The organism is Mycolicibacterium hodleri, assembly GCF_025822245.1.
GTDB classification, from domain to species: Bacteria; Actinomycetota; Actinomycetes; order Mycobacteriales; family Mycobacteriaceae; genus Mycobacterium; species Mycobacterium hodleri.
This window is the reverse complement of sequence record NZ_JACKTL010000078.1, coordinates 17,058-32,845: the sequence shown is the minus strand read 5'-3', so window position 1 is coordinate 32,845 and position 15,788 is coordinate 17,058. Positions and strand designations below refer to the sequence as shown.

Here is a 15,788-nt window from a genome sequence, read left to right as displayed (position 1 = left end):
GTGCTTCTCCTAGACCCGGGCCGGTTCCCGCACGCGCGCGTCGAGCAGCGCGTAACAGGCGTCGATGGCGATGTTGAGGACGAAGATGCTGACCGCGGTGAGGAGAACCGCCGCCTGCAGGACCGCGAAGTCGCGTTGCAGGATCGCGTCGATCATGAGCTTGCCGATGCCGGGCCATCCGAAGATCGCCTCGACCACGACGGCGCCGTTGATCAGACCGACCGCGAGGTCGCCCGCCACCGTCAGCGCCGGGGCGGCCGCGTTGCGCAGGGCGTGGTGGGTGACCACCCTCAGATCACCCGCGCCCTTGCTGCGGGCCAACCGGACGTACGGGGCCGACAGCGCGGAAACCATTGCGCCGCGGACCACTTGGGTCAACACCCCGAGCGGCCGGATCATCAGCGTCGCGATGGGGAGGATCCAGGCGAGCAGTCCGTCGGTGCCGGAAGTCGGCAGCACACCCAGCAGCACCGCGAAGAGCCAGACGCCGGTGATGGCGAACCAGAAATCCGGGATGCTGGCCGCGGTCATCGACAGCAGGCTGGAGAAGCGGTCGGCCAGGGAGTTGGGCCGGTAGGCCGCCCAGCATCCGATCACGATGGCGCCGACGATCGCGAGCAGCATCGTCGTGACGGCCAGTTGCAGCGTCGCGGGGAAGGCCCGAAACGCCATCGCGGAGGCCGATTCCCCGGTGCGCAGTGACGTTCCGAAGTCGAGGTGCAACACCCCGGTGAAGTAGTCGCCGAGTTGGGTGGTGATCGGCTGGTCGAAGCCGTTCTTCTGGGCGAACGCCTCGCGCTGCGCCTCGGTGGCCGACTCGGGCAGGTAGAGGCTGGTGGGATCGCCGGTGAGCCGCGCGAGGAGGAACACGCCGAGCAGGACGATGATCAACGGCAGTGCACTGGTGTACATCCGGCGCCGTACGAATGAAAACACTTGGTGGCCTTCCTGACTACTGGGCGTCGGTGCGGTCGGAGCCGGCAGCCGTCATCTCTGACAGCCGCATCTCGTCACCGGTCGCCGAATTCGGGGTGTAGTCGACGCGTGGGGACTTTCCGAGGATGCCCTTCATGTGCGCGAGGTAGGCCATCTGCATGATCTCCTGCGGTTCCTCGGCGAACAGCTTCGCGAATGCGTCTTGGCGGGCCTGGCCGGTGAGGGCTTCCGCGGCACGAATCTTCTCGTCGAATTCCTTGGTGCCGTAGGCGGCCTGGGGACCGTCGCTCAGCATGTACTGATCCATGGTGAAGGCCGCGTCACCGGCTTGATTACCGTGCTGGATCATCAACAGGTACGGCCCGGTATTTGCGGGGAACGGACGCAGCTGGTACTGCAATTGTCCTGCGGTGTCCATCATCTCGATCTTGACGTTGAGGCCGATCTCCGCGAGCTCGCTTTGGATGACCTCGATGGTCTCGGCGATCTTGGGGAATTGGGCCGTGCGACCGATCAACCGGATCTGCGTGTCGACCGGAACGCCGTCGGCCTTGGCCTCGGCGACGAGTGCCTTCGCCTTGTCGGTGTCGTGCGGCCACAGCGCCAGTTGGTCGTTGTAACCCACGACGCCCGAGGGGATCAGCTGTGACGCGGGGTCCCCAAGCCCACGGAACAGCGCCTTGACGATGCCGGTCCGGTTGATTGCGTAGTTGATCGCCTGCCGAACGCGCATGTCGTTCAGTGGCGCTTCGGTGGCCTGCATGCGCAGGGCGGTGGTCTCGTTGTTCTGGAAGGGGACGCCCAAAGCTCCGGCCCCATCTTCGGGACCCAGGCTCGTGGCGATGTCGGTCTCGTCGTTCGTGATCATCGCAGCGCGGACGCTGCCCTCGCTGCGCCACTGGTACTCGGCGCGGGCGAAGGCGGGCGCCGTGCCCCAGTAGCGGGGGTTGCGGGCGAGGGTGAGCTTCTGACCGAAGTCCCAGTTCTCGATGGCGTAGGGCCCGGTGCCGATGGGCTCGCGCACCTTCTCGGTCGTGCTGGTCGACCGCGGTACGATCTCGACGAACGAAATACGTAGCGGCAGAATGGGATCCGGCTTCTCGGTGGTGACCGTCAGGGTGGTGTCGTCCGGCGCCGCAAGCTTGAGCTTCTCGTCGCCGAACACGTACCCGTCGACGTTGCACTGCAGATCCGAGTTCACGGCGCGGTCGACGGCGAACGCTGCGTCGGCGGCAGTGAAGGGGGCGCCGTTGGAGAACGTCACGCCAGTGCGGATGTCGAACGTCCACTCGGTGGGCGAGGTCTGGCGCCACCCGGTGGACAGCAGCGGCTGGAGGTCGCCGGAGTTCGGGTCACGCTCGACCAGCGGCTCGGTGATGTTGGAGCGCACGACGATTCCAGTGGAGGTCAGCGAGCTCTCGCACGGCTCCAGCGTCGGAGGCTCCTGCGAGAGGACGATGCGCAGGGTGTTGGGGTCGTAGCCGCCGCGGCCGGAGTTGGCGACGGTGCAGCCGCTCGCGGCGACGGTGAGCACCGCGACGCCGGCGGCAAGAACCGCTCTCGAACTCATGTGTCCTCCAGGGGCTGCTGGTGTGACGTCCACGTATGTGGATGCGATCTGTGATCGCAGACACACCGTAGGGACGGGGTTTCAACAGCGTCAACCCCGGTCGACGGCCTCGAATCGGCCCCTGACGGCCCCGTTCGGCCGCCTGTCAGGCGGGCCAAAAGCACCCCTGAGGTGCGTCGACGGCCTGCCCGCGGGCTGGGCGATACCGTGACGGTGCAGCCAAACGCCCGATCATGCCGGTTGGGCATTAGTCCATGCTATTTCGGGGTTGGACGGGTATCCGCAGGTAGTCGTACCGTTGTTCTCAACATGAGCACACCACTCCCCACGCCCTCCCACCGCACCGTGCTGCAGGTCGGCCCGCTGAAAGCCTCGCTGGAGCAGACCCTGTCCGAGACCTACGGCGCGTACGTGCTCCCGGACGAGGCCTCCGGACGCAGCGAGTTCCTCTCCTCGCACGGCGGCGAGATCACCGCGGTGGTCACCTCGGGTCGCTCCGGCGTCGACGCGGACTTGATGCGAGCGCTTCCCAAGCTCGGCGCGATCGTCAACTTCGGCGTCGGATACGACACCACCGACGTCGACGCCGCCGCCGAGCGGGGTGTCGGCGTGAGCAACACCCCCGACGTCCTCACCGATTGCGTCGCCGACACCGCCGTCGGCCTGATGATCGACGTGATGCGGCAGTTCTCGGCCGCAGACCGCTACGTGCGTGCCGGGAAGTGGCCGGCCACGGGCAACTTCCCGCTGACCCACCAGGTCAGCAACCGGCGCGTCGGCATCATCGGCCTCGGCCGCATCGGATCGGCAATTGCCAAGCGCCTCAGCGCATTCGGGTGCACGATCTCCTACCACAACCGCAACCCGAAGGCGGACTCGCCGTACGCCTACGTCGACTCACCCGTCGCCCTCGCGGCCGGCGTCGACGTGCTCGTCGTGGCCGCCGCCGGGGGCAGCGGCACCCGGAAGCTGGTCGACTCGGACGTCATCGACGCCCTCGGCTCCGCCGGCTACCTGGTCAACATCGCGCGCGGCAGCGTCGTCGACGAGGGTGCGCTCGTCGACGCCCTGACCACCGGCCGCCTCGCGGGCGCGGGCCTCGACGTCTTCGCCGACGAGCCCAACGTTCCCACCGAACTCCTGGCCCTGGACAACGTGGTGCTGCTGCCACACGTCGGAAGCGGCACCGTCGAGACCCGGGCGGCAATGGAACAGCTCACCCTCGACAACCTGGACGAATTCCTGCGCAGCGGTCGCCTGGTGACGCCCGTCGTCGAGCCTGCGATGGCGGTCTAGTAATGCGTCGTGGCGTCAGCGGCTGGTTCGCGGGAGCGAGGACCCACCCGCTCTGAAAGTGGATCCGAGCCGGGACGTCAGCTAGCCGACGAACTCGTCCGCCAGATCGTCGGTGGTCCACTCCCGCTGCGGCAGCACGTCGCGCAGCAGGCGTAGGAGCGCGGGGTTGGTGCTGTCGCTGCGCCACGCGGCGTCCAGTTCGACCGGTCGCTCGCGGAACGCCCCGATCGACCGGAACACCACCCCCTCGGGATGCAGCGTCGCCGCGGAGGCGGGTACCAGCGCAATGCCGATGCCCGAGCGCACCAGCACCAGCATCGTGTGCACCTGGGTCACGTACTGGACATACCGCGGCGTGGCGCCGGCGATGGTGAAGGTGCTGATCAGCAGGTCGTTGAAGTACCGCGCCTGCACCGGCGAGTACATGATGACGTCCTGGCCGTCGAGATCGTTGAGGGTCAGCTGCCGGGGCAGGCTCGCCAGCGGGTGCCCGCCGGGCAGGGCCGCGACGAGCTGTTCGTGCAGCAGCGGCCGTGACACGATGCCCGGCCGCTTCACCGGCGGCCGGACCATCCCCAGATCGATCTCTCCCGACATCAGACCCTCGAGCTGGACGGCCGAGACCATCTCGCGGAGTTCCAGTTTGACGTCGGGCAGCTCCGCGCGGGCACGCTCGAGCAGACGCGGCAGCACGGCGTGCGCCGAGGCGGCGGTGAAGCCGACGACCACCGTGCCGAGATCCCCGGCGGGAACCCGCCGGACGGTCATCGCCGCACCCTCGGCCAGTTGCAGGATCCGCCGCGCGTCCGGGAGGAACGCCACTCCGGCCGGGGTGAGGGTCACCGACCGGGTGGTGCGGTCGATCAGCTGCACGCCCAGCTCGGATTCGAGCTGCTGGATCTGCCTACTCAGCGGCGGCTGCGTCATGTGCAGGCGTTCGGCGGCACGCCCGAAATGGAGCTCCTCGGCGACGGCGATGAAGCAGGACAGCCTCGCCAGTGAGAACATCGATGCATACTCCGTATCGACCGACACCGCGGATGGGCCGATCGGGCATGAGTGTAGCTACCAGCGCGGGCTGGCGGTCTCGAATTCGGGGTGGATGCTCCGCATGTACCCGGTGTCGTCGCGGTCGCGGATCCCGCACCGCAGGTACTGCTCGTGCAGGGCACCGAGGGCGTCGTCGTCGATCTCGACGCCAAGGCCCGGCGACGTCGGCACTGCCACCGCACCGTCGCGGATCTCGAGCACGCCGGCCTTCACGACCTCCTCGGTCTTCCACGGCCAGTGGGTGTCGCAGGCGTAGCTCAGGTTCGGCGTGGCACCCGCGAGGTGCACCATCGCCGCAAGGCTGATGCCCAGATGCGAGTTGGAGTGCATCGACAAACCGAGGCCGAAGGTGTCGCAGATGCCGGCCAGCAGCCGGGACCGCTGCAGACCACCCCAGTAGTGGTGGTCCGAGAGCACCACCTTGACGGAGTCCTTCGCGACGGCGGGGGCGAGCTGGTCGAACGCGACCACGCACATGTTGGTGGCCAACGGCATTGGCGATTGTGCCGCGACCTCGGCCATGCCGTCGAGGCCCGGCGTCGGGTCCTCGAGGTACTCCAGGATGCCCGCGAGCCCGGCGGCCACCTTGACCGACGTCTGTGGCGTCCACGCCGCGTTGGGATCAAGCCGCAGCGGGTGCTCGGGGAATGCCTCGCGCAGCGCCTCGATCGCCTTCATCTCCTCGTCGGGTGGAAACACCCCGCCCTTGAGTTTGATTGCCGTGAAGCCGTATTCGTCGATCATGCGCTTCGCTTGCGCGACGATCCCGGCGGGGTCGAGCGCCTCGCCCCAGGCGTCGGGTTCACCGCCGGGGTGCGCCGCCCACTTGTAGAAGAGGTATGCGCTGAACGGAACCTCGTCGCGGACCTTGCCGCCCAGCAGATCGGACACCGGCCTGCCGGTGACGTGGCCCTGCACGTCGAGGCAGGCCACCTCGAACGGGGAGAACACCTGGTCGACGGCACTCGCCGAGGTGATCATGCCCGCCGTGCCGACGGCGGCGTCGTCGCCCGCCAACCGGCGAGCGATGCACGCCCGAATCGCGTTGAGCGCGAACACGTCCAACCCGGTGATCGCGTCGGCCGCGGCTTCGAGCCGGGCCAGGTGCCGGGTGTCGGCGTAGGTTTCCCCCAACCCGACCACGCCGGCGTCGGTGTCCAGCTGGATGATGGCACGCAGGGCGAACGGCTGGTGGACCCCGACGGTGTTGAGCAGGGGCGGGTCGACGAACGCGACCGGCGTGATGCGGGCACCGGTGATGCGGATCATCAGACGGCCGCGAGCTCGTCGGCGATCACCGCGCGTCCCGCGGCGATGATGCCCGCCAACGCGTCCACGTCCTCTGCCGACGGCATGATCAGCGGCGGCCGAACCGGTCCTGCCGCAATGCCTTCCATGCTGACGCCCGCCTTGATCAGCGACACCGCATACCCGGGGACGGTGTCGCGCAGCCGGACCAGGGGGTGGAAGAAGTCCCGCAGCAGCGCGGCGACCAGGGCCTCGTCACCGCGCTCCAGCGCCTGGTAGAACGCCAGCGCGAGTTCGGGGGCGAAGGCAAAGGTGGCCGACGAGTACAGCGTGACGCCGATGGCGCGGTACGCCTGCTGCGACACCTCGGCGGTCGGCAGACCGTTGAAGAACTGGAACGGCTTCCGCGACGGCGCCAACGCGTCGGTGACGGCGCGCACGATGCGGGCGACCAGGTCGACGTCACCCGTTCCGTCCTTGAAGCCGACCACGTTCGGGAATTGCGCGACCTCGATCGCGGACGCCTCCGTGTAGCGGGCGTTGCCGCGGTTGTAGACGATCAACGGGAGGTCGGTGGCGCCGGCGACCTCGCGGGTGTACTCGACGAGGCCTCGCTGGGGCATGGTGACGAGGTAGGGCGGCAACAGCAACAGCCCGTCGGCGCCGGCGTCGGCGGCCGTGCGCGCGAAGATCTTGGCGTGGGCCACCGAACCGCCCGTGCCGGCGTAGACCGGCACGCGCCCACCGGCCGCCTCGACCGCGGTGCGGACGATGCCGGCGAACTCGACGGGTTCGAGGGCGTGGAATTCTCCTGTGCCGCAGGCGATGAACACGCCTCCCGGGCCCGCGTCCACGCCCTTGGCGACGTGTTCGGCGAGCCGGCCGAGGTCGACGTCACCGCTCTCGGTGAAGGGGGTGACGGGAAAGAACAGTACGCCGTCCAGCATGGCGTGACTCCTAGGTCGCAGTGAGGGGTTCAGTCAGTCTTGGGTGAGTTGGCCGTCGACGCGGCGCCACAGTCCGTCGGGGTTGCCGTCGGCAATGGCACTGGGCAGCAACGACTTCGGTACGTTCTGGTAGCACACGGGCCGAAGGAACCGCTCGATCGCCCGACCACCGACGGAGGTCGTACGGGAGTCGGAGGTGGCGGGAGAGGGCCCACCGTGGATCATGGCGTGGCACACCTCCACACCCGTCGGCCAGCCGTTGAACAGAATGCGCCCGACCTTCAGCTCCAGCAGCGGCAGCAGTTCGGCGGCCTGCTCGTGGTCGGAGTCGTCGACGTGCAGGGTCGCCGTCAGCTGACCCTCGAGATCGGTGATGACCGAGGCCATCTCGGCGGCGTCGGCGCACCGGACGACGACGCTGGAGGCGCCGAAGACCTCCGCCTGCAGCGCTTCGGAGTCCCGGAAGGTGGCGGCGTCGGTGCTGAACAGGGCGGCCCGGCAGGTGGTGCGGTCGTCGCCGGGTACTCCGCGCACGACGAGGTCGGCATCGGAGTCGAGTGCGGCGACGCCGCGGGCGTAGTTCGTGGCGATGTTCGGCGTCAGCATCGGGGTGGCCGGTGCCTGCTCCACGGCGTCCTTGGCGGCGGCGAGGAACGTGTCCAGGTGGGGGCCGTCGACGGCGATGACCAGACCCGGGTTGGTGCAGAACTGCCCCGACCCCATCGTCAGAGACGCGACGAAGGCGCGGCCGAGATCGGCGGCGCGACTGGCCAACGCACCGTCGAGGAGGAACACCGGGTTGACGGAGCTCATCTCGGCGTAGACGGGGATGGGCTCCCGGCGGCCGGCCGCGGCGGCGACGAGAGCCATTCCCGCCGAACGTGATCCGGTAAAGCCGACTGCCTTGATCCGCGGATCGGTGACGAGCGCCGTCCCGAGCCCCGGTCCGGAACCGAACAGCATCGAGAAGGTGCCCGCGGGCAGCCCGGACTGAGCGACGGCGTCGGTGATGGCGCGGCCGACGAGTTCGGAGGTACCCGGGTGGGCGTCGTGCGCCTTGACCACGACGGGGCACCCGGCGGCCAAGGCCGACGCGGTGTCGCCGCCGGCGACGGAGAAGGCGAGCGGGAAGTTGCTGGCGCCGAACACCGCGACGGGACCGAGCGGGACGGCACGCTGGCGGATGTCGGGGCGTGGCAACGGGGCGCGATCCGGCTGGGCGGGATCGATGCGGGCGCCGTTCCAGCTGCCCTCGCGCAGCACGTCGGCGAACAGCCGGAGTTGTCCGGTGGTGCGGCCGACCTCGCCGGTGATGCGCGCCTGGGGCAGGCCCGTCTCGGCCGACGCCCTGGCGACCAGGGTGTCGCGCAGCGCCTCGACGTTGTCGGCGACGAGCTCGAGGAACGCCGCCCGACGCTCGGAGGTGGTGGCACGGTACTCGCCGAAGGCCGCGGCCGCCGCCGCACAGGCCCGCTCGACGTCGACGTCGTCGCCGTAGCGGTAGGCCGGCGGCAGCTCGGCGCTCGCGACGGGGTCGAAGCCGCGGATCTCGGTGCCGTCGCCCTGGACGAGCTCGCCGGCGATGATCATGCGTCCGGTCAGGGTGCTGGTGGTCGGTGCGGTGTCGAAGGTCGTCACGCGTCCCACGCTAAGTCCCGGATCAATACATGTCCAAGACCGATATGACACCGACTAATGCAGTACCTGCATCAGCGGTGGCCTGGCCTCAGGCGGACTTGCGGCCCCGCAGCGCCAGCCGCTGCAGCACGTCCCGGCCCAACTCCCGCAGGTCGACGCGCGGCGAGGCGGCGATGAGGGTGACCCCGTCGGCGACGCCGGCCACCTCGATGTCGGCGATCAACCCGGCCAGCCCGTCGACCGTGCCGGCGTACCGCAGCGTTCCGTCGTCGACGACCGCCAGGTCACGGACCGAGCGGAAGTCGGACGCCACCGCGACCGTGAGGTCGAGGATCACCTCCACGTCACCGCGGTCGGATTGGATCCGCGCGCGACCGCGCTGAGCCCGCTGCAGGTCAGGGGCAGCCAACCGCACGGTGGGCTCACCGCCGGCCGTCAATTCGCTCCAGTCGTCGCCCGCTCCGTCTACCACGAATAGCCGCACCTCCGCGAGGGTAGACGCGCCGCCGACGTCGGGCGATGGTTGCAATCACGCGGAATCCATCGGTATGACCTCGCGATGGCGCGGCGTGGCGCGAACCACGCGGGTGGGCTTAGTAGTTTGTAGTCGTGACAACGGAGGCTCGGCCGGACATCCCCGCGCAATACCTGTTGTCGGACGCAGCGCCGCAGTCCCGGACGCTGATCGACATCCTGCATGCGACCGCCGAGCGCCACCCCGACGCGCCCGCGCTCGACGACGGCGACGTGCAGCTGACGTACGCCGAGCTGATCGCCGACGTCGAGGAGAGCGTGGCGTGGCTGGCTGCGCGCGGAATCGGTCGCGGCGACCGCATCGGCATCCGGATGCCCTCGGGCAGCTACGCGCTCTACGTCGCGATCCTGTCGGCCCTGGCCGCCGGCGCGGCCTACGTGCCGGTCGACGCCGACGACCCGCAGGAGCGGGCCGACCTGGTGTTCGGCGAGGCCGGGGTCGTCGCCATCATCACCGACCTCGGACTGGTGCGCGGCCCCGGTTCGTCCCGCGGGTGGCGGGCCGGACCCCCCATGCCCCGCGACGACGCCTGGATCATCTTCACCTCGGGTTCCACCGGAACGCCCAAGGGCGTGGCGGTCACGCACCGCAACGCCGCCGCGTTCGTCGACGCCGAGGCGCAAGTCTTCCTCGCGGACAACCCGATCGGGCCGGGCGACCGGGTGCTGGCCGGTCTGTCCGTGGCGTTCGACGCGTCGTGCGAGGAGATGTGGCTGGCGTGGCGGTACGGCGCGTGCCTGGTGCCGGCCCCTCGCTCGCTAGTGCGAAGCGGCATGGACCTGGGCCCGTGGCTGGTGTCGCGGGACATCACCGTGGTCTCGACGGTGCCGACGCTGGCCGCACTGTGGCCCGCCGAGGCGCTGGAGGCGGTGCGGCTGCTGATCTTCGGCGGCGAGGCCTGCCCTCCCGAACTCGCCGACCGGCTCGCCGTCGAGGGCCGCGAGGTGTGGAACACCTACGGCCCCACCGAGGCGACGGTGGTGGCGTGCCTGGCCAAGCTCGAGGGCACCGGTCCCGTCAGCATCGGCCTGCCGCTGCCGGGCTGGGACCTGGCGGTCGTCGACTCCGAAGGCAACCCGGTCCCCCTCGGCGCGGTCGGCGAGCTGGTGATCGGCGGCGTCGGCCTGGCCCGTTACCTCGACCCCGACAAGGACGCCGAGAAGTACGCCCCGATGCCCACCCTGGGGTGGTCGCGCGCCTACCGCAGCGGCGACCTGGTTCGGCTGGAGTCCGACGGGCTGTACTTCCAGGGCCGCGCCGACGACCAGGTCAAGGTCGGCGGCCGGCGCATCGAGCTCGGCGAGGTCGACACCGCCCTGGTGAACCTGCCCGGCGTCAGCGGCGGCGCCGCCGCCGTCCGGCGCACCGCCAGTGGCACTCCCCTGCTGGTCGGCTACGTCGCGAGCGCCGACCCCGACTTCGACCTGGCCGCCGCCCGGGTGGCGCTGGCCGAGTCGCTGCCCGCGGCCCTGGTGCCCAGACTCGTTCTGCTCGACGAGCTTCCGACGCGGACGTCGGGCAAGGTCGACCGCAATGCCCTCCCCTGGCCGGTCGGCGACGCAGGCGACGACGCCGACAACCCCGACCTCGGCGGCACCACCGGCTGGCTGGCGGGGCTGTGGCGCGACGTGCTCGCCGCCCCGGTCGCCGGGCCGGAGGAGGACTTCTTCGCCCTGGGCGGCGGTTCGCTGTCGGCGGCCCAACTGGTGGCCGCGTTGCGCGCCAAGTATCCGGAGGTGACGGTCGCCGACCTGTACGACCATCCCCGCCTCGGCTCACTCGCCGGGTACCTCGACGAGCTCGACCCCGCGGCCGCCGTCGAAACCCGGGTCGTCGCACCGGTTTCCCGCGTCACCGAGCTGGCGCAGCTCGCGGCGTCGGTGCCGCTGTCCACGCTGGCGGGCATGCAGTGGGTGGTGTGGCTGGCGCTGCTGAACGACATTGCCGCCAGGTGGCAGCTGCTGCCGTGGGCCGTCACCGTGAACTGGTGGCTGCTGCTGATCGGCTTCGTCGTCTTCGTCACCCCGGTGGGCCGGATGACCATCGCGGTCCTCGGCGCGCGCATCCTGATCGGCAGCCTGGAGCCCGGCACCTACCGCCGGGGCGGCTCGGTGCACCTGCGGGTCTGGCTCGCCGAACGGCTCGGTGAGGCCAGCGGTGCCGAAAACCTCGCGGGCGCACCGTGGTTGACGTACTACGCCCGCGCGCTCGGCAACAGGGTGGGCAAGGGCGTCGACCTGCACTCCGCTCCGCCGGTCACCGGCATGCTGAGCTTGGGCCACCGGTGCTCCATCGAGCCCGAGGTGGACCTCACCGGACACTGGATCGACGGCGACCTGTTCCACGTCGGGGAGATCGTCGTCGGCAACGACGCGACCGTCGGCGCCAGGACCACGCTGCTGCCGGGCGCCGTGGTCGGCAAGAACGCCGACGTCGCACCCGGATCCGGCGTGGTCGGCAAGGTCAAGGCCGGCCAGTACTGGAAGGGCTCGCCTGCCATGAAGTCCGGCAAGGCACGCCATCCGTGGCCCGACGAACGACCCCCGCGCGCACCGCTCTGGGTGGCGATGTTCGGCCTGACGTCGATCCTGCTCGGCGCCGTCCCGCTGCTCGCCCTCGGCGCCGGTCTCGCGGTGGTGGGCTGGGCGATTCGCGACACCGCGTCACTGGGTGAGGCGATCTGGCCCGCCCTGGCGTGGACGCCCGTCGCGACCGCCGTCGCGGTGTTCCTCTACGCCCTGCTGACGGTGCTCGGCGTGCGCCTGATGTCGCTCGGTCTGCGCGAGGGCTACCACCCCGTGCGCAGCCGGGTGGGCTGGCAGCTGTGGACCACCGAGCGGCTGATGGACGCCGCGCGCAACTACCTGTTCCCCGTCTACGCGAGCCTGCTGACACCGGCCTGGATGCGGTTGCTCGGCGCGAAGATCGGCACGGGCACCGAGATCTCGACCACGCTGATGACGCCGAAGTTCACCGTCGTGGAGGACGGTGCCTTCCTCGCCGACGACACCATGGTCGCGTCCTACGAACTCGGCGGCGGGTGGATCCACGTCGCCACCGCGACCATCGGCAAGCGCGCGTTCCTTGGCAACTCCGGCATCACCCAACCGGGCCGGCGGGTGCCCGACGACGGGCTCGTCGCCGTCCTCAGCGCCACGCCCCACAAGGCCAAGGCGGGGTCGTCGTGGCTCGGCAGTCCCCCCGTCCGGTTGCGCAGGCAAACCACCGCAGCCGATGCGCTCCGCACGTTCCATCCGTCGCGCAAGCTGAAGGTCATGCGCGGCATGGTCGAGACCTGCCGGTTGCTGCCGATGATCGTCACGTTCGCGATCGGCGTCGGCATGCTCGCCGCGCTGCAAGCCCTGGCCGTCGAGTTCGGCTGGGTGTGGGCGTCGCTCGCGTGCGGGTTGGTCCTCATCGTCACCGGTGCCGTGGCGGGCGCGATCGCCGTGCTGGCCAAGTGGCTGTGGGTGGGACGGATCGAAGCCAAGGAACACCCGCTGTGGTCGTCGTTCGTGTGGCGCAACGAGGTGTCGGACACGTTCGTCGAAACCGTTGCCGCGCCGTGGTTCGCCAGGGCCGCCAGCGGAACGCCGGTGATGAACGTGTGGCTGCGGGGCCTGGGCGCCACGATCGGTCGGGGTGTCTGGTGTGAGACGTACTGGCTGCCGGAGGCCGACCTCGTCACCGTCGGCGACGGGGCGACGGTGAGCCGCGGCTGCGTCGTGCAGACCCATCTCTTCCACGATCGGATCATGCGGTTGGACACCGTCGTCCTCGAGGCGGGTGCGACGCTCGGCCCGCACTGCGTGGCCCTGCCCGCCGCGAAGATCGGGGCCGGCGCCACGGTCGGTCCCGCCTCGCTGGTCATGCGCGGCGACGAGGTGCCGCCGTCGACGCGGTGGCAGGGCAACCCGATCGCACCGTGGGGCCAGAAGCGCAAGAAGCGGGGCGGCTCGGCCACGAAGTCCCCGAAGAGCGCCGCGTGACACGGGGATTCAAGAAGGGCGCCAAGGGAACTCCACCCGTCATCGACCCCTATCTGCCCGGCAACGGCAACTTCGGCTACCGGGTGTCCCGGTACGAACTCGACGTCGAGTACAAGGTCAACATCAACCGGCTTGCCGGTACCGCGACCATCACCGCGGTGACGCTGGCCTCCCTGCGAACCTTCAGCCTGGACCTGTCCGACGCGCTCGCGGTGTCGAAGGTGTCGGTGAACGGCCGCCGGCCCGCGAACTTCTCGCGTTCGCGCAACAAACTCGACGTCACGCTCGCCACCCCCCTGGCCGCCGGTGCGGCACTGTCGGTCACCGTGCGCTACTCCGGCACGCCCAAGCCCATCCGATCCCTGTGGGGCGACGTGGGATTCGAGGAACTCACCAGCGGCGCGCTGGTCGCCGGCCAACCCAACGGCGCGGCGTCCTGGTTCCCGTGCGACGACCACCCGAGCAGCAAGGCGAGCTACCGCATCGCGATCTCGTGCGAGAACCCGTACTACGCGTTGGCCAACGGCAAGTTGGAGTCGCGAAAGACGCGGGCCGCCATGACGACGTGGACCTACGAGCAGCCGGAGCCGACGTCGACCTACCTCGTCACGCTGCAGATCGGCCAGTACGAACACCACCGCCTCACCAAGCAGCCGGTCGCGATGAATGCCGTTCGGCCGCAACGGTTGCACGCGGAGTTCAACCACGACTTCGGGCGCCAGCCGCAGATGATGAAGCTCTTCGTCAAGCTGTTCGGTCCGTATCCCCTGTCGAACGGTTACACCGTCGTGGTCACCGACGACGATCTCGAGATTCCACTTGAGGCACAGGGCATTTCCATCTTCGGAGCCAATCATTGCGACGGCAAGCGCGGGGCCGAACGCCTGATCGCCCACGAAATGGCCCACCAGTGGTTCGGCAACTCCGTGACCGCGCGGCGCTGGCGCGACATCTGGCTGCACGAGGGCTTCGCCTGTTACGCCGAGTGGCTCTGGTCGGAGGAGTCCGGCGGCCGCACCGCCGACGAGCTGGCCCGTCACTACCATCATCGGCTGCGCCACTCGCCGCAGAACCTGCTGCTCTCCGACCCCGGTCCGCGCGACATGTTCGACGACCGGGTCTACAAGCGCGGCGCCCTCGTGCTGCACGCGCTGCGGGGCGCGATCGGCGACCAGAACTTCTTCACGCTGTTGCAGGACTGGACGACTCGGCACCGTCACGGCACCGCCGTCACCGACGACTTCACCGGTCTGGCCGCCAACTACGCGGACGAGTCGCTGCGTCCGCTGTGGCAGGCGTGGCTCTACTCGACGGACGTCCCCGACCTGTGACCGACGGCGCGGCCGTCCCCACTCAGGGGCCCGTCACCAGGAGCAGCGTCGTCCGCGTCGGGGCGGCCACCGTCGTCAGCGCGCTGTGCGGGTACGCGGTGCTCTACCTCGCCGCCCGCGACCTCGAACCGGCCGGCTTCTCGGTGTTCGCCGTGTTCTGGGGTGCGTTCGGGCTCTTCGCGGGCGCCGCCAACGGCCTGCTGCAGGAATCCACCCGCGAGGTGCGCCAGGCCAGGACGCTGACGCACGTGCCGGAGCCGCGGTCGAGCCCCATGCGGGTGGCAGCGGTCGTCGGCGTGGTGTCGGCGGCGGCGATCGCAGGCACGTCGCCGCTGTGGTCTTGGCACGTGTTCACCGAGTCGCAGGCGTTGAGCGTCGTCCTGCTGGCGGCGGGCGTGGCCGGGTTCTGCGTACACGCCACGCTGCTCGGCATGCTGGCCGGGGTGGACCGATGGTCGCAGTACGGGGCGCTCATCGTCGGCGACGCCGCCATGCGCGTGACGGTCGCGGCAACGGCGTTCCTCATCGGCTGGGGTCTCGTCGGCTACCTCTGGGCGACGGTGGCCGGCGCGATCGCGTGGCTCGTGCTGCTGCTTGCCTCGCCGTCGGCCCGCGCCGCCGCCCGACTCGTCACCCCCGGCACCACGGCGGTGTTCCTGCGCGGCGCCTCGCACTCCATCGCGGCGGCCGGCGCCAGCGCAATCCTGATCATGGGCTTCCCCGTCCTGCTGAAGGCGACCTCGGCGGACCTCGGCGCCGCGGGCGGCGTCGTCATCCTCGCGGTGACGCTGACCCGAGCTCCACTGCTGGTGCCCCTGACCGCGATGCAGGGAAACCTGATCGCGCATTTCGTCGACCAGCGCGACCGACGCCTGCGGTCGTTGATCGCGCCGGTGGCGGCGCTGGCGGTGCTCGGCGGTGCCGCCGTCCTGGTCGCCGGGCTGCTGGGGCCCTGGCTGCTGCGCACCGCGTTCGGCCCGGACTACCAGTTGGGCGGCGCACTGCTGGCCTGGTTCACCGCGGCGGCGGTGATGATCGCGGCACTGACTCTGACCGGGGCGGCGACCGTCGCGGCGGCGCTGCACCGGGCCTATGCCGTCGGATGGATCAGCGCGACGTTGACGTCGACTCTGCTGCTGCTGGTGCCGTGGCCACTGGAGACCCGCACCGTGGTGGCGCTGCTGTGCGGCCCCCTGGCTGGAATCGCGGTGCACCTGATCGCGCTTGCCAGAGTTCCGCCACCGTGAG

Annotated in this window: 11 protein-coding genes; 4 read left to right on the top strand and 7 right to left on the bottom strand. The window is 70.1% G+C overall.

All coding sequences use genetic code 11. The features are described 5' to 3' along the window. Positions 1–9 precede the first annotated feature (9 nt). Positions 10–936: an ABC transporter permease gene (locus H7J06_RS31810; RefSeq protein ID WP_264043994.1), complete on the bottom strand. Its 927-nt coding sequence runs from the start codon at positions 934–936 to the stop codon at positions 10–12. Positions 937–952: 16 nt separating this feature from the next. Next, positions 953–2,506, bottom strand: coding sequence for an ABC transporter substrate-binding protein (locus H7J06_RS31805; protein ID WP_264043992.1), 1,554 nt, complete (start codon positions 2,504–2,506; stop codon positions 953–955). A gap of 309 nt (positions 2,507–2,815) precedes the next feature. On the opposite strand from H7J06_RS31805, the gene H7J06_RS31800 reads away from it, so the two are divergent. Next, positions 2,816–3,802, top strand: coding sequence for a 2-hydroxyacid dehydrogenase (locus H7J06_RS31800; RefSeq protein ID WP_264043989.1), 987 nt, complete (start codon positions 2,816–2,818; stop codon positions 3,800–3,802). A gap of 81 nt (positions 3,803–3,883) precedes the next feature. On the opposite strand, the gene H7J06_RS31795 is transcribed toward H7J06_RS31800, so the two are convergent. The 5 genes from H7J06_RS31795 to H7J06_RS31775 all read right to left on the bottom strand — a co-directional run bounded on the left by H7J06_RS31795 (position 3,884) and on the right by H7J06_RS31775 (position 9,157). Further along, positions 3,884–4,810 carry a LysR family transcriptional regulator gene (locus H7J06_RS31795; RefSeq protein WP_264043988.1) on the bottom strand — a complete coding sequence of 309 codons (927 nt, stop codon included), beginning with the start codon at positions 4,808–4,810 and terminating at the stop codon, positions 3,884–3,886. 57 nt (positions 4,811–4,867) lie between these two features. Then, the gene (locus tag H7J06_RS31790; RefSeq protein ID WP_264043984.1) at positions 4,868–6,121 is read right to left on the bottom strand and encodes a glucarate dehydratase family protein; all 1,254 of its coding nucleotides are present in this window, start codon (positions 6,119–6,121) and stop codon (positions 4,868–4,870) included. Continuing rightward, complete coding sequence (locus H7J06_RS31785; RefSeq protein ID WP_264043983.1) at positions 6,121–7,047, bottom strand: 5-dehydro-4-deoxyglucarate dehydratase; 927 nt, start codon at positions 7,045–7,047, stop codon at positions 6,121–6,123. Before H7J06_RS31785 ends, H7J06_RS31790 begins: the two co-directional genes overlap by 1 nt. A 33-nt stretch (positions 7,048–7,080) precedes the next feature. Continuing rightward, positions 7,081–8,637: an aldehyde dehydrogenase (NADP(+)) gene (locus tag H7J06_RS31780; RefSeq protein ID WP_264044041.1), complete on the bottom strand. Its 1,557-nt coding sequence runs from the start codon at positions 8,635–8,637 to the stop codon at positions 7,081–7,083. A gap of 136 nt (positions 8,638–8,773) precedes the next feature. After that, the gene (locus H7J06_RS31775) at positions 8,774–9,157 is read right to left on the bottom strand and encodes a hypothetical protein (protein ID WP_264043981.1); all 384 of its coding nucleotides are present in this window, start codon (positions 9,155–9,157) and stop codon (positions 8,774–8,776) included. A gap of 137 nt (positions 9,158–9,294) precedes the next feature. Between H7J06_RS31775 and H7J06_RS31770 the strand changes: the two genes are divergently transcribed. Genes H7J06_RS31770 through H7J06_RS31760 form a run of 3 tightly spaced genes read left to right on the top strand, consistent with a single transcriptional unit; the run spans position 9,295 to position 15,787 of the window. Beyond that, the gene (locus H7J06_RS31770; protein WP_264043978.1) at positions 9,295–13,209 is read left to right on the top strand and encodes a Pls/PosA family non-ribosomal peptide synthetase; all 3,915 of its coding nucleotides are present in this window, start codon (positions 9,295–9,297) and stop codon (positions 13,207–13,209) included. Then, the gene (locus H7J06_RS31765) at positions 13,206–14,540 is read left to right on the top strand and encodes a M1 family metallopeptidase (RefSeq protein ID WP_264043976.1); all 1,335 of its coding nucleotides are present in this window, start codon (positions 13,206–13,208) and stop codon (positions 14,538–14,540) included. The genes H7J06_RS31770 and H7J06_RS31765 overlap by 4 nt, the downstream gene beginning before the upstream one ends. Next, positions 14,537–15,787: a hypothetical protein gene (locus H7J06_RS31760; RefSeq protein ID WP_264043974.1), complete on the top strand. Its 1,251-nt coding sequence runs from the start codon at positions 14,537–14,539 to the stop codon at positions 15,785–15,787. The genes H7J06_RS31765 and H7J06_RS31760 overlap by 4 nt, the downstream gene beginning before the upstream one ends. Position 15,788 lies beyond the last annotated feature (1 nt).

What these genes read in the sequence shown, in the direction of transcription:
- H7J06_RS31805 (WP_264043992.1), bottom strand. Translation starts at nt 2,506, where the DNA reads ATGAGTTCGAGAGCGGTTCTTGCCGCCGGCGTCGCGGTGCTCACCGTC.
- H7J06_RS31800 (WP_264043989.1), top strand. Translation starts at nt 2,816, where the DNA reads ATGAGCACACCACTCCCCACGCCCTCCCACCGCACCGTGCTGCAGGTC.
- H7J06_RS31795 (WP_264043988.1), bottom strand. Translation starts at nt 4,810, where the DNA reads ATGTTCTCACTGGCGAGGCTGTCCTGCTTCATCGCCGTCGCCGAGGAG.
- H7J06_RS31790 (WP_264043984.1), bottom strand. Translation starts at nt 6,121, where the DNA reads ATGATCCGCATCACCGGTGCCCGCATCACGCCGGTCGCGTTCGTCGAC.
- H7J06_RS31785 (WP_264043983.1), bottom strand. Translation starts at nt 7,047, where the DNA reads ATGCTGGACGGCGTACTGTTCTTTCCCGTCACCCCCTTCACCGAGAGC.
- H7J06_RS31780 (WP_264044041.1), bottom strand. Translation starts at nt 8,637, where the DNA reads ATGATCATCGCCGGCGAGCTCGTCCAGGGCGACGGCACCGAGATCCGC.